Here is a 14,839-nt window from a genome sequence, read left to right as displayed (position 1 = left end):
ATATTTCCCATGACCGTACAACAATTTTCCCCAACTGAAGCGTCGCAAGACACCATAAAAAGCACCGCAGGCACACGCCACAACTTCCCTCTGGATATGTGGTATGTTGCCGCGTTAAGCAGTGAATTGACTGACAAGCCACTGGGCCGAACGCTGTTGAATGAGCCCGTAGTGCTATTTCGCACTGCCGACGGCGCAGTAAACGCGTTAGAAGACCGTTGCTGTCACCGGTTTTTGCCCTTGTCTGCAGGTACATTGGAAGACAACGGCGTGCGCTGTGGTTACCATGGTTTATTGTTCAATGGCGACGGAAAAGTCATCGAAATACCCGGCCAGGACAAAATTCCTTCGCGAGCGAAAGTGCAGCGCTATGTCGTTAAAGAACAGGACGCGCTAATTTGGATTTGGTTCGGCAGCGACGTAAACAGTGAGCCCACTTGTGAACCACCACACTACCCGGTTCACAATAATCCCGCTTATCATTACAGCGGTGATGTATTCCACTACAACGCGCCCTATCAGTTAGTCCATGACAACTTATTGGATCTGAGCCATTTAGGTTACGTGCACCTTAAAACCATTGGCGGTAACGCCAGTATTCACATGAATGCTCAAATGGATGTAACACAGCATGGCAACAGCGTAAAAGTAGTGCGTCACATGCTGAATTCAACGCCACCACCGACTTACAGCGCCGCTTACCCGTTCAGTGGCAAGATAGACCGCTGGCAGGAGATCGTGTTTCACCCCTCACATCTGGAAATCTGGACAGGAGCGGTGGAACAAGGCAGCGAACCGGTTGATTCACCGGACCGTGGCGGCTTTCACATGCGCGGTTTTCACGGGCTTACGCCTGAAACCGACGAAAGCTGTTTTTACCTGTGGACCATGGCCAGTAACCCCACTCAAAACGTGGAAGACACCATGAAAAAGGTGTTCGACCAAACGGCCTTTACCTTTGATGAGGACAAGGTAGTCATTGAAGCCCAGTATGAAAATATGAAGCGCTTTAACGGCAAGAAAATGATTGATATTCACGTGGATGTGGGTGCAAACCGGGCCCGCCGGATCATTGAATCACTGAAGCAGGCGTAAATATCATAACCCCATAAACAAACAGCCCATGACGGGCTGTTTGTTTGATTTAACGCTCACTTATTTTTGAAACGTCGCAATGGCCTGCTTCACCATAGCCGCATACTGCGGGTCTGCCTGTTCGTACTGGGCCAGCATGCGTTGCTGAACATCGTCGGTACACTGGTGTAACCCTGCTGCGATATTGTGAACCAGCTGTCCTTTCTGACACGGGCTCATCAGCCTGAACAAATCACCCGCCTGTGAGAAGTTGTCGTCGTCACGGTTGTCGTGAATACCCAACCAGGCGTCTTGTTCAAGCGGCATGGGTGGCTCGGCCACGTCCGGCACTTCTGCGGGGGCGCCCTGTTCAGCACGGTCATTCGGATAGAAGTTCGCACCGCTCCCTGCAACCGCAGGATTAATCCCTGCAAACGCGCCATCTCGCTGGTAGTGATGTACCGGACAACGCGGCGCATTCACCGGAATTTGGTTATAGTTCGCACCAATGCGGTAACGCTGTGCATCCTGGTAAGCAATCAACCGGGCTTGCAACATACGGTCTGGCGACGCGCCAATTCCCGGTACCAAATTGCTCGGTGCAAATGCTGCCTGTTCGTTTTCCGCAAAGAAATTATCCACGTTGCGATTCAGTTCAAGCTGGCCAATTTCAATCAGCGGGAAGTCGCTGTGCGGCCACACTTTGGTGACGTCAAACGGGTTAATGTAGTAATCCCGCGCCTGTGCTTCGGTCATGATTTGCACCTTCACCGTCCAGCTCGGGAAGTCACCTTTATCAATGCTTTCCACCAAATCCTGCTGCGCACCGAAGGCGGGTTGAGTGGCCGCTTCTTCGTTGGTCAGAGTTTGAATGCCCTGGTTGGTTTTAAAGTGCCATTTAACCCAGTACCGTTCGCCGTTATCGTTCCAGAAGCTCAATGTGTGTGAGCTATAACCGTTAACGTGGCGATACGAGGCCGGAATGCCGCGGTCCGACATCAGAATAGTAGCCTGATGCAGCGACTGTGGGTTATTCGCCCAAAACTCATACACCGCCTGTGGATCCGGTAGATTGGTGCGCGGATTCTTCTTCTGCGAGTGAATGAAGTCCGGGAATTTAATGCCATCACGCAGGAAGAACACCGGCGTATTATTGCCCACCATGTCCCAGTTACCTTGTTGGGTATAAAACTTCACCGCAAAACCACGAGGGTCGCGGGCGTAGTCGCTGGAGTCCTGACCACCGCCTACGGTAGAAAAGCGCAAAAATACCGGCGTTTGCTGACCTTCGGTTTGCAGGAAATCAGCAATAGTGAAATCACTCAGGCTTTTAGTTAGCGTGAAAGTACCGTACGCGGCACTCCCACGAGCGTGCACTACACGCTCGGGAATACGTTCACGGTTAAAGTGTGCTAGCTTTTCAAACAGGTAATGATTGTCGAACGTCACCGGGCCACGGGCACCGGCAGTGCGGCTTTGATTGTCGTGCGCAACTGGCGCACCTGAACTGGTAGTTAATGGGCAACGTTTTGTCATGATACTTCCTCCAATTGGTTTTATAAATTAAAAACCATTTATTTGATGGAAGTATCCTAACAACAACCAATAATTAACTATATCGATATATATCAATCATGCTAATCAGTTTTTGCAATTACTCAATATCGACCAACCGCACGTCTACAATCATCACGGCATTCGGCCCAATTGCGCCGCTGTTACCCCGCTTCCCCCAGGCCAGTTCCGGTGGGATCACGAACTCATAGCGCGCGCCAACTGACATCATCGGCAAGGCTTCCTGTAGCCCTTCAATGGCTTCGCTAATAGCAAAGTCTTCGGGCAAGCCCTTCTTGTAGGTGTCGTCGATAACCGAACCGTCGCCCAGCATAATGCGCTGATGTACCTTCACCCGATGATGCGGACCAGGCTGTTCACCTTGCGCATCGTCAATAATGCGGTAAATCAGCCCCGATGCGGTTTCGGTGGTATCGGGGCGTTGACGGTATTTAGCTAACACATCCTGGGTCAGATTGCGGTTGCTGCCTCGGGAGCCTTTTGCTTGTTTCTTTTGTTTTGCCATTACTATTAAATTTGCTTATTTTAGTTTGGATCTTTCAGCAAGCGTATCCCATATATCCCACCAGCAACAGAGTCAGGGGCTGCACTAAAGCGCAGTGTAAGCACGTTTGCTTTGCGCATAGCCGGACTTAACGGGTAATCCACCGTGTAAAAATCCATCTCAGGCTCACCAACCGGTAGCGATACATCTGCTAATAACTCGTTGTTCAGTGAAATCGAGAACTGTCTGCCTACGTCACCTTTGAAGTACGTGATCCGCAATACGCCAGCCTCAAGCGCTTTATTGCTTAAGCGGTATTCAAAGAAGCCAGTGGCGTCGCGCCAGTGCATGCCGTTATTCACCCCGGCACGTGTTTGGTTACCGCGGAAGTCGTGCTCAACTTCTGGCTGTTGCTCTCCAGGCGTAACGACATCGACAGTCATGGCTTTTAATGCAGCAAGTTCAGCCGCTTTTGCATTAGCACTTTTTACGTAATCATCGAACGCGGTTTCCGGCATTTGCGGCCAGTACACCTGATAACGGGCGTCGTGCAAACGGAAGAAGGGAATAAGGCGCGTAACGGCGTTTTCGTCAACCAGGTTCGCAATAGCCACGTTACCACTGGCCACAAAAGACAGCGACGTAGGATCGGGGCGTTGTAACTGTTGCAAGAATGCCTCTGGCTCACCCAACATAATTGGCAATGCCTCAGGCGGGCATACCGGCCCGGCGGCAATGTGACCCATACGGCTGTCGTCAGCCACAAAGTTCAGCGTTTCTTTTTCAAATGCCTTAACAGGCGTTGCCATGACGACCGGACCGTAAATCACAGAATAGTAGTCCTGGCCGTCCGGTAACTGCTCAGTGGCGAGCGTTGGGTTCAATTTGAAGGTTACTGTGTCACCCGTGTTCCAGTCTCGCGTTATTTGCCAGTATCCGTTAGTGAACACGGCACGTATTGGCTTGCCGTTAACACTAATTACTAACTCGCCCTGAGACCAACCGGGTTGACGCAGGTTTAGGGTAAATGGCGTGTCATCGCGTTCGGTATTCACCGTTAAAATCACCGCGTTATTATCGGGGAAGGCGGTTCGCTGAGTAACGGTAACACCGGTTTCCTGCCAGTGTAATGAGGCTGGCATAAACAGGTTTACCCATAGCTCACCATTTGAGTGAGTAAACGCTAACTCTCCATACTTACTATGGTTTTCAATACCAGAGCCAACACAACACCACATAGAGTCATGTACCGAGGAGTACATGCGGTAATGACCGGGACGCATGGACGTAAAGTACACCAGGCCACCGTGCTGTGGATGCTGGCTGGATAGAATATGGTTGTACGTGGCGCGCTCATAAAAGTCCAGATAGCGGGCATCACCTGTGCGAAGAAACAGCATTTTGCTGAGCTTCATCATGTTGTAGGTGTTACAGGTTTCCGGCCCTTCGATGTCTTCCACCATAGGGGTGAAATCTTTGTCATCGTGGAAGTGCTCGCGCACACTGTTGCCACCTATACTCACGCTGCGATGTTGACTTACGGTATCCCAGAAATACGTCGCTGCTTTTTCCCATGCGGCGTCATCGTTCAACTCTGCGACACGAAGGGTACCGATGATTTTCGGAATTTGTGTGTTGGCGTGCAAACCGGTCAGTTGATCCTGACCCGCAATTAAAGGTTGGATAATTTTCTGGTGGGTAAACTGCTGAGCCAGCTTTAGATAGCGCGGGTCGTTGAAGATAGCGGCCATATCGGCAAACACTTCATTGAGCCCGCCGTGCTCTGAGTACAGCATTTGCTGGAATTGGTCATCGGTAAGCTTGGCCGTGGTGTCGAGTATCCATTCGCCCAACGAACTTAACATGGCTTTTGCCAAGGGCTGATGCGCTATCTCGTAGGCATCGCGCAAACCGTGAAAAATCTTGTCGATATTGTATAGCGGTACCCAACGGTCGTTCAGGCTGAACAAATCCGCTTTGATTTCACCGGCTTTAATTTGCGCCCACATAGCCTGACTGTTTGGAATACCGCCGAGATACCCACCCGTTGCTTGTTGGGCGCGGTGCAGTTCATTAAGCATATATTGCAAACGCTGTAACAGGGCTTCATCACCCGTTGAGGCATACGCCAGACTCAATGCACTTAAATAGTGTCCGCCAATGTGGCCGTCCAATCCTGAGTTTTCCCAATTGCCGTAGGAATCTTCTTTGGGCGCAAGCCCCGCTTCGCGTAAATAGGGCGCAAGCAACCGGTCTGGCTCCATGGCGAGCAAATAGCTGACATTGGTGTGCATTGCATGGGCAAAAGGTCCGTCGGTAATGCGTACCTGAGACAAGTCGAATAATTTGCCAACTGGCATAGTATGGAGGGCGGCAGCTGAGCTTGCCTGCTCGGCAGAGACTTGCGCTTGGGGATTAGCGCTATCAGCGCTACATGCCGACAATGTCGGCAACAGCGCGCTGGCGCAAAACGCCAGACACCATTTTTTAAAGACAGGATTCATCATAGCGTTTTGCTTATTGTTGTGTGTTTATGGCTGGCCGGGCTTTCCGAAAATCGGCATGCCGTTTTCGTCCCACTTCAGGTGCTTCACAAACGTGTGGCGGTCTGGGTTCCACAGTGGGTCGCCTTCGATTTCGGTGTACTGACGGCAGTGATACACCAGCACGTCATTGCCATCCTGATCAACAGTAAAGCTGTTGTGACCCGGACCGAACATTTCTTTAGGCTCATTCGTGAGGAACACAGGCTCCTGCGACTTAGTCCAGCTCGCAGGGTCCATTAAATTGCTGTCCAGATCTGCGTACAACAAACCCATGGCGTAGTTTTCATCGGTTGCACTGGCGGAATAGGTCATGAAGATCTTACCGTTACGCTTAATGACGTTTGGCCCTTCGTTCACCCAAAAACCAATGATTTCCCAAGGCAGTTCAGGCACAGTGAGTCGTGCGATATCACCGGTAATTTTGGTAGGCGTTTCCATCTTCGCCAGGTACAGATTTGAGTTGCCGCGGATACCCGGCTCTTTCTGCGCCCAGCAATAATACAATTCGTCGTTGTGATAGAAGGTAGTGGCGTCAAGACAGAAGGTATCCCATGGCGTTTCAATTTGACCACAGAATTCCCATTCGCCGTCTACCGGGTTGGCGTCGTCACACTTGATGGCGTACATCCGGTGCTGGAACAGATCATCCTTGATTTCGCGGCTCGGGGCGGCGGCGAAATACACATACCACGCGCCTTCGTTGAAATGGATCTCGGGTGCCCAGATAAGCTCACTGTAGGGGCCGGTGTCGGGCTTAGTCCAAACCATACGCGTCGGCGCTTGCGCCAGGCCTTCGATTGTTTCTGCACGGCGTAACTCAATTCCATCGTAAGCAGGGACTGACGCAGTAAAGTAGTAAAATCCATCAGTGTGCTTGAAAATAAACGGGTCAGCGCGTTGTGGGATCAACGGCTCATTGGTATTCATCATGACTGAACTCCACGTGTCATGTTAGAGGTAGAAGGCATTGTGTCGCTTACTGTGGTATCAGATTTAGCATTGGCTGCGCGATTGTCTGCAACAACCTTGGCAAGCTTTGCGTATTCGACGTCGGTGATCACGTAGCGGTTCATCAACCAACCCACCAGATAATGGAAGAAGCCTGATATTACTGTGAGCATTAGTACTATGCCGGTAAGGGTGAATTCACTTTGTTCTGTGCCCGGCGTGTATTCGAAATACGCCAGTAACCAGCCAACCAATGCACCCGCCACACCCATACCTGCTTTCTGGCAGAATGAGATACCGCCGAATGCCAAACCGGCAACGCGCTTACCTTCTTTGCTTTCACCATAGTCAACCACTTCAGCAATGGCAGACCAGAAAATTGGGGCGTGGAGGTCCACTACAAAGCTGATCAGGAAGAACAGCACAAACGCCAGTACCAGATCGTCCGGGCCAACCGCAAAATACATGATCACAGATAACAGGCCTACTGCCATTTGACTAAAGCGGAACAGTTTTACCTTGCAGTAACGTTTGGTGATCCAGGTAGAGGCAATCATGGCAAGAATGGCAGCACCCACGCCGGTAGATAAGAACAATGACTGCATACCTGAATCGCCGCCCAGGTAATATTTTGCGTAGTACAGGGCTACCGAGCCGCGCACAACATAACCGATGGTGCCTAGTACACACACGCCACATAGAATCAGCCACTGATCGTTTTTAAACAGCAGCGACAATTGCTCTTTAAGTGGTTTGTCTTCCACTTCGTGCTCAAGGCGCTCGGTGGTTGCAAAGAAGCAAAACATGAACATCACCACTGCGAGCACTGCCATCAGCCCCATTGCAGCCTGATAGCCTGCGGCGCGGTCACCGTCCCACATATCTGCACCCGCCATCCAGGGCACAATAATGGTTACCAGAAACGCTGCCACCTTGGCAAAGAACAAACGATAGCCGTTGGCCGACAGCTTTTCTTTCGGATCAGCGGTCATAACACCAATCAGTGATATGTAAGGAATGGTTACCGCAGTAAACATCAGCGTAACGAAAATATAAGTAGAATACGCCCACACAAGCTTGGCGTTGTAGTCGACGTCAGGGGTACTGAATGTCAGAAAGACGGAAATACCAAACGGCACCGACAAGAACAGGAAATAAGGACGATAGCGCCCCCATCGGCTGGTGTAGCGGTCGGTCACCATACCCATCAGTGGGTCACTGATAGCATCGAGGATGCGAACTAACAGGAACATTAAAGCCATGTCAGATGGCTTGAGTCCGAATATATCTGTGTAAAAGAAGGTGATGATCAACATCATTGAGGAGATCACCACATTGACTGCCATATCCCCGGCGCCAAATCCGACTTTTTCTAACCGTGTTAACTTCTGCGAAACCATACCGCGCTTCCGACTGAATACCTGCCAAAGCAGGTAATTATGAATGGATACCGAGCCTGTACATTAGCCCCGTGTTAACGACATTTGCAAACCAAATGTTAATGACAAATATACTATTATCATACTTTTAAAATAACAAGTATTTTGTCTCAAATACTCGTCCGGCCGCTGATTTTTAAGCCAGTGAAAATAGAAAAAGCCCGGCAAGCCGGGCTGTCTTTCACGATTTATTCACACCAGATTACATACTGTAACGCAAGCCCAGTGCGAAGGTTCTGCTGATAATAGCACTACCGAAGTTATTAGTGGTTGGGTATTGATAATAACTCTGATAAACCTCATCAGTCAGGTTCGTTGCGTCAAACGTCAGCATCAGGTTTTCGCTCACGTCATAACTCATCTGGAAGTTCAGACTCTGCTCTGGGCGACGATACACGCCCAGCGGGTTAGCAAAAATCGCCGCTTCGTAGTTATTCAGGAAGTCATCACGCCATACATAAGACAAACGCATGTCGAAATCTTCTTTCTCGTACACAGCAACCACACTGTAAGATTTGTCAGATACTGCAAACATGCTGCGAGACAGTACGCGTGATACGAATATGTCACCGTTTTCGTCTACGTCAAACTCTGGGATATCCTGTTCTGAATCAAGCAATGTATAACTAGCTTGCACACCCAGTCCATCCAGCATATCCGGCAGATTTTCCGGGAAATAAACCAATCCTAATTCCCAACCGTTCAGCTTACCGTCAGACGCATTGCCAGGCTGCGTAATAACATAACCCGTTGGCTCTTCGTCCTCTGGTCCTTGCAGTGTTACCTTGCGCTTGGAATCAAATACGAAACCTTCGATATCGCGTTGGAACCAGGCAGCGTAAACAGAACTCTGTGGTGAGAAGTACCACTCAACAGATACGTCCAGGTTTGTTGATTCCACAGGGCCTAAGTCTGGGTTACCCTGCCCCGCTGTTTTCAGTTCCAATCCAGTTAGATTTGAACCATAAGAAATGGTTGGGTTAAGCGCTGCGAAGTCCGGACGACGCACTGTTTCGGTATACGCTAAACGCGTAATAATGTCGTCAGCCAGATGGTAACGCACAACAAAACTTGGCAATACTGAAGTACTGGAGCCTTCACCTTCTGTTACCACGTCGCCATCGTAGAAGCTCATCTCCCGATCAGCTTTTTCTACGCGAACACCAAACTGACCATCTAACTTCTTACCACCAACTTCCATTGAGAAATCAGCTTCAACATAGGCTTCTTTCGACACTTCTTCAATTTCAAAGTTAATGCCCGGAATCTGGTCAGTGACATCGTCATAGCCGTGTAATGCGCGAATATCCTGACGATTCTGAGCAATATACTTCGCATCTACCGCAGCCCAGCTTGCTGGGAAGTTGGCGCGACCATCGAAGAAGTTGCTGTTGATATAAGTAAACCCATCTTCAAACTCGGTCAGAGACATTGCTACATTGCCACCCGGGCCTAAGTAATCGTAATCTTCTGCTGTGCGCTTGTCGTAACGCAAACCGTATTTTAGTTTTTCGATTGGGCCTAAGTTAACAAACTGCTCAGTATCCACTTTAAAGGTCAGTGCATCACCTTCACCGCGGTAAGAATTGTCGTACAGGCCGTCTGTTTGCCACAGCGCTCGGTTGGTCAGATCCGACTCATCAATTGCGGTATTCGGATTATCAACCACTTCCAGTGAAGGAATACCGGCGCCTGCGTTAAAGTCAAAATTCAGCGTCCCTGTCAGGTATTGAGGTACGCCACGCATGGCGAAGAACATATTTGAGTATTCACTGGTCTGATAAATCAGTTCTGATTTAACCTGAATGTTATCGGTTAAATACCAACTACCACCTAGTGCATATAAGTAGCCGTCGGTTTTACCAGTAAAGTAGTCACCACTGGTAAAGTTATTGCCGATATTCTGCGAGTCCATGGCTGTACCCGCTTTAACGATATTGGTATCACCATATAAATACAGTGGTGTGCTAGGATCTAATAAATAGGTGTGCTCTACGTTTTTAAAAAACATAGTGGTTTGGTCGTCAGTGCGGAATCCGTTATAAAATGCCTCGAATAAGTACTCTGACCAATCGTTTGGTGCCCACTGCAACGATACGCTTACCGCGGGACGTTCGCGATCACCGTATTTATCAATACCGAAGATCGCGTCACGAGACAAATAGTACTCTGCGTCTACGCCATTAATATCCAGAGTTGAACCAGCAGCAAATGGCAAGCCTTCCTCAAGACCAGGTGTCCAGTATTCAGAAGAGATACGCGTGAGCATATCGTAACCTTCTGGTGGGTTTTTGGTAAAATAAGGTAACATCGCGCCCGCAGTAATGCTTTGATCGCGGAAACGCGTTCTTGCATAAGCTACGTTAACCAAAGCACCAATTTCACCAAATTCAGTATCCCAACGGTCACTTACCAGTAGGCTTACGTTTGGATCGTAGTAATCAGCTTGCTCCTGTTCAATGGCACGAGCAGCCAACACAACTTTAGAGTCTTCAAAGTCAAACGGACGTTGCGTTTTTACGTCAATTTGACCCGCCAGGCCACTACCCAACTGAGAAGCAGAGCGGGTTTTATATACGTTTGCACTTTGCAGTAATGCTGCCGGGATATCGGCTAACGCAATGGAGCGACCTGTAGAGGTGAAGATATTACGACCGTTTACCGTTGTAGTTACGTCAGTCAGACCACGAATAGATACGGTATTAACTTCACCAGACGCACGGTCAGTTACCTGTACACCTGTTACACGCTGTAGCGCTTCTACTACGTTGTTATCTGGGAATTTACCGATATCTTCAGCTACGATAGCGTCCACAATTTGCATATTCTGACGCTTAATATTGATTGCCTTATTAAGACTTGCACGAATACCCGAGACCTCAATAACTTCCACATCCTGAGTGGCATCGTCCTGAGCGGAATCGGCTTCCTGAGCCTGCAGCAAGGTACTGCTGAGTGCCAGTACAACTGCGGTTGCTAAATGTGTTCTCTTAAACATACGGTAAACCTCCATTACTGGGAGCGTTTAATACTCCAGGCAGTAACCTAGTAAGTGCGTTATCTGCAAAATAAAAAGATTGTTATTTTTCGTAACCGATCTATAAATTATCGGTAGATATTATTGTATGATTTAATTGGTGTCAACAAAGTCTGTTAAAACTATTAACATTTCTTAACAAATCAACTTAACATTGCTTATTGGTTAACATAAACTGAATTTATAACAAAGAAATAATCATAAATAACAAATAGATAGTCTTTTTTACGATATCTTGCAGCACATTATATTTAACAACAGATTTACATGGCGCAACTTAGATGGTACTTTAAAATGATAATACAATATTACTTTGATGAGGTTTAACCATGAAATGGAACAAAGTGTTGTTAGCCGTGAGTATATCCGCAGCATTAGGTGGGTGTGGAGACGGAACACAACAAAAAGTTGAAGGTATTGTGCAGGCACCTGATAACACGGCACCTGTTAGTATAGCCGACCCTGTATTCCCAACTGAAGTGACTTTTGCTGAAGTAGGTGTACACGACCCTTCAGTCATTCGTCTTAATGACGGTACTTTCTACATTTTCGGTTCACACATGGCATATGCCAGTTCCACCGACTTGGTTAACTGGACGCAGTTGAATCCAGCTGCAGCAGACAACGCGGCAGCTGCTGCAAATACCCCGTTATTTAATACCTACGAATCAGAAGTCGCAGAAGGTATTGCCTGGGTAGGCGGTTGGGTAGGGTCCTGGGCCTCTGACGTAATTCAACTAGCTGATGGCCGATACTACTTTTATTACAACCACTGTGCTTTACCTGAAAACGGTGAGTGTGTATCGCGTTCTTATTTAGGTGTTGCCGTATCTGATGACATCGAAGGTCCTTATGAGGATTTAGGTCTTATTGTAACCAGTGGTCACACAGGTGATGAAAATCCTGGGATCAATGGTGAAAACTATGACGGTAACATTCATCCAAACGCTATCGATCCAGACGTTTTCTTTGATAAAGAAGGCCGCTTGTGGATGGTGTACGGCTCATACTCTGGCGGTATATGGATCATGGAAATGGATCCTCAAACCGGTAAAGCTTTACCTGATCAGGGTTACGGCACCAAGTTGATGGGCGGTTTCTACAGCGCTATCGAAGGGCCAAATATGCTGTACAGCCCGGAGTCTGATTACTACTACCTGTTTACCTCGTTTGGTGGCTTCAATAACGCGGATGGATACAACATGCGCATTGCGCGCTCTCGTAATCCGAACGGTCCGTTTGAAGACATTAAAGGCCAGGATATGATCGGCGCAGCAGGCGCATGGTCAGCCATCGAAGGCTATGGCAACAAGATTATGGGTGGTCACTTATTCGATGTGAATCCTGGCGAAATGGGCTCAGATCACGGCTATATGTCACCAGGCCACAACTCAGTTTACTTCGACGAATCAACTGGTCAGTATTTTGTGATTTTCCATACACGCTTCCCGGGTACCGGAGAAATTCATAACGTGCGTGTTCACGAGATGTTTGTAAACGAAGACGGATGGATGGTTGTTGCGCCACATCGTTACGTTCCGGTTCAGGATGGCGACAATATCGCCGACGAAACCGACCTGATTGGCACATTTAAAGTCATTAATCACGAAACAGACATTGCCCGTGAAGCCAAGGTTTCCAGCTATATGACACTGGAAGACTACAACGTCATCAGCGGCGACTTTAGCGGTAAATGGTATTATGAAGCAGACAACACAGTTCGCTTGTACATCGACGGATTAGGCACTTATAAAGGTGTTTCTTCCTGGCAGTACAACGACAATATGGGTCAGTTCGTACCCACGTTTACTGCGGTAGGTGAGGATGGATCTTCATTGTGGGGTAGCAAAACCGCCACCACGGATGAAAGCATCGCGCTAACTAACACACTTGCAGCTATCAGCTTCCCGGAACAAACCACGTTTAACCTGGACTTACCAGCAGTAGGCGCAAATGGTGCAGCAATTACCTGGACGTCAAGTCACCCGGACTACATTGAAGTTAAAGGTACACCAGAACTGCCAAATGCTGTTTACTCCGGCATTGTTACTCGTCCAAATGTGGGTAACGACGATGCAACTGTAACGCTAACCGCAAGCGCTACGCTTAATGGTGTAACGCAAACACAGAGCTATGAAGTAATGGTACCAGCACGCGTTGCTTACAACCGTGTTGCACACTTTAGCTTTGACACCAACCTGAGTGACAGCATCGGTAATTACAGCGCTGCTACTGAAACCGGTATTCGCCCGGATAGCACAGACGGAACAGTAAGCTATGCTGTTGGTCAGAACGGTCAGGCTGCCGTTCTTGATGGTACCAACGGTATTCGTCTACCCAACGGCATTATCGATTCATACGACTACACTGTATCTATGTGGCTGAATGCAGCTCAAACTACTATCTTCACTCCGGCGTTATTTGGTGATGCAGGTGCGAATGGTTGGATTAACCTTGCACCACAAAGCTGGGACGGCAACATAATGCTGTGGAGTAACTCGGCTCTGAAAGGCGCCAACCCATGGTTTGATGGTATTACTGGCGTTCCAATGCCTCTGAATACCTGGAAACACGTAGCATTCTCAGTAAATAAAGGCATTGTTAAAGTGTTTGTAGACGGTGTACAAACAACTGAAATAGGCGGCTTACCGGATATCTTCACCGGTCAGGAAGCTACATTTACGTTGGGTACCAATCCTTATGACCTGCCATTTGTGGGCATGATTGATGACGTTAAATTCTATGATACCGCATTAACTGCAGGTGAAATCAAGAATCTGGACGTAACACCTTTAAGCACCGCGGAATTGTTGGCTTCTGCACAAGAAATACTCGATTTAGGCGATATCAGTGCGGTGATTTCTGATTTGCCAATGACAGTATCGGGCCCATATGCTTCAGCAATAAGCTGGGAGTCATCTAACCCTGCTGTAGTGAGCAGCAAAGGGGTAGTAAAACGTCCTGCTAACGGCGAAAGCGATGCAGTAGTAACACTTACCGCAACGATTACACTGGAAGGTTCATCTGTTACCAAGCCATTTGAAGCAACAGTACGTGCTCTGGGGTTACCTGATCCAGTAGTGCATTACAGCTTCGACAACGAAGACTTAACTGATGCGACTGGTAATTTTGATGCAGGAACAACTACAGGCGCCTTACTGACACAGGCAGGTGGTGCGGCAATTTACACCGACGGCATTGCTGGTAAAGCACTGGATATGGACGGCACTTACGGCGTTCAGTTACCAGACAATCTGATTGAAGATAATACCTATGCAATCTCAGTATGGTTTAATCCGGATTCACTGACATTGTATACGCCAGTGTTCTTCGGTTACGCCACTACCGACAGCTGGATCAGTATGATTCCGGGTGGTCACCATGGTGCAAGCAATGCAATGGTGTGGTCTGGTACCGCATGGTATGACGCCTTCACCGACCAGGTACTGGAAACTAACGCCTGGTACCACATGGTTATGGTGAACAACCAGGGTGCGATGACCATCTATATCAACGGCGAAGAAGGTTTCAGCGGCGCTGGCTTCCCGGATGTGTTCTCTCCGGTCAATGTGACGTCCTTCTCACTAGGCGCCAACTTCTGGGATGCAGCATTTAACGGACAGTTGGATGAAGTGTATGTATTCGATGATGCACTGACAGCAACAGACGTGATGCAAATCTACAATGCACAGAAACCAGAATAAACACTAACAACGCTAATAACCTAACCGGCACT

8 protein-coding genes are annotated in these 14,839 nt (G+C 48.5%); 2 read left to right on the top strand and 6 right to left on the bottom strand.

Annotated elements, in window-relative coordinates:
* Positions 1 to 9: 9 nt before the first annotated feature.
* Positions 10 to 1,095, top strand: coding sequence for an aromatic ring-hydroxylating dioxygenase subunit alpha (locus FJ444_RS12670; protein ID WP_140958684.1), 1,086 nt, complete (start codon positions 10 to 12; stop codon positions 1,093 to 1,095).
* A gap of 60 nt (positions 1,096 to 1,155) precedes the next feature.
* On the opposite strand, the gene FJ444_RS12665 is transcribed toward FJ444_RS12670, so the two are convergent.
* The 6 genes from FJ444_RS12665 to FJ444_RS12640 all read right to left on the bottom strand — a co-directional run bounded on the left by FJ444_RS12665 (position 1,156) and on the right by FJ444_RS12640 (position 11,064).
* Positions 1,156 to 2,610 carry a catalase gene (locus FJ444_RS12665; protein WP_140958683.1) on the bottom strand — a complete coding sequence of 485 codons (1,455 nt, stop codon included), beginning with the start codon at positions 2,608 to 2,610 and terminating at the stop codon, positions 1,156 to 1,158.
* Positions 2,611 to 2,728: 118 nt separating this feature from the next.
* Positions 2,729 to 3,154 carry an FKBP-type peptidyl-prolyl cis-trans isomerase gene (locus tag FJ444_RS12660; RefSeq protein ID WP_140958682.1) on the bottom strand — a complete coding sequence of 142 codons (426 nt, stop codon included), beginning with the start codon at positions 3,152 to 3,154 and terminating at the stop codon, positions 2,729 to 2,731.
* Positions 3,155 to 3,174: 20 nt separating this feature from the next.
* Positions 3,175 to 5,640: a glycoside hydrolase family 127 protein gene (locus tag FJ444_RS12655; RefSeq protein WP_140958681.1), complete on the bottom strand. Its 2,466-nt coding sequence runs from the start codon at positions 5,638 to 5,640 to the stop codon at positions 3,175 to 3,177.
* 24 nt (positions 5,641 to 5,664) lie between these two features.
* Positions 5,665 to 6,606, bottom strand: a complete 942-nt coding sequence (locus FJ444_RS12650; RefSeq protein ID WP_181405162.1) for a glycoside hydrolase family 43 protein — start codon at positions 6,604 to 6,606, stop codon at positions 5,665 to 5,667.
* On the bottom strand, positions 6,606 to 8,027 hold the full coding sequence (locus FJ444_RS12645; RefSeq protein WP_140958679.1) for an MFS transporter: 1,422 nt from the start codon (positions 8,025 to 8,027) through the stop codon (positions 6,606 to 6,608). The genes FJ444_RS12650 and FJ444_RS12645 overlap by 1 nt, the downstream gene beginning before the upstream one ends.
* Before the next feature lie 241 nt (positions 8,028 to 8,268).
* Positions 8,269 to 11,064, bottom strand: coding sequence for a TonB-dependent receptor (locus FJ444_RS12640; protein ID WP_140958678.1), 2,796 nt, complete (start codon positions 11,062 to 11,064; stop codon positions 8,269 to 8,271).
* Between the two features lie 368 nt (positions 11,065 to 11,432).
* Here FJ444_RS12640 and FJ444_RS12635 point away from each other — a divergent pair, with 368 nt between their 5' ends.
* Entirely contained in the window at positions 11,433 to 14,807 is a 3,375-nt protein-coding gene (locus FJ444_RS12635; RefSeq protein WP_140958677.1) for a LamG-like jellyroll fold domain-containing protein, read from the top strand.
* Positions 14,808 to 14,839: the final 32 nt, after the last annotated feature.

Origin of the sequence: Aestuariibacter sp. GS-14, from assembly GCF_006494365.1 — a bacterium.
Classification (GTDB): Bacteria; Pseudomonadota; Gammaproteobacteria; order Enterobacterales; family Alteromonadaceae; genus Alteromonas; species Alteromonas mangrovi.
Note: the sequence above shows the minus strand (reverse complement) of the source record. Positions and strands in the feature narration are given on the sequence as shown.

Excerpts from the sequence above, each read along its gene's own strand:
- FJ444_RS12660 (WP_140958682.1), bottom strand. The coding sequence starts at position 3,154 with ATGGCAAAACAAAAGAAACAAGCAAAAGGCTCCCGAGGCAGCAACCGC.
- FJ444_RS12650 (WP_181405162.1), bottom strand. The coding sequence starts at position 6,606 with ATGAATACCAATGAGCCGTTGATCCCACAACGCGCTGACCCGTTTATT.
- FJ444_RS12635 (WP_140958677.1), top strand. The coding sequence starts at position 11,433 with ATGAAATGGAACAAAGTGTTGTTAGCCGTGAGTATATCCGCAGCATTA.
- FJ444_RS12645 (WP_140958679.1), bottom strand. The coding sequence starts at position 8,027 with ATGGTTTCGCAGAAGTTAACACGGTTAGAAAAAGTCGGATTTGGCGCC.
- FJ444_RS12670 (WP_140958684.1), top strand. The coding sequence starts at position 10 with ATGACCGTACAACAATTTTCCCCAACTGAAGCGTCGCAAGACACCATA.
- FJ444_RS12640 (WP_140958678.1), bottom strand. The coding sequence starts at position 11,064 with ATGTTTAAGAGAACACATTTAGCAACCGCAGTTGTACTGGCACTCAGC.
- FJ444_RS12655 (WP_140958681.1), bottom strand. The coding sequence starts at position 5,640 with ATGATGAATCCTGTCTTTAAAAAATGGTGTCTGGCGTTTTGCGCCAGC.
- FJ444_RS12665 (WP_140958683.1), bottom strand. The coding sequence starts at position 2,610 with ATGACAAAACGTTGCCCATTAACTACCAGTTCAGGTGCGCCAGTTGCG.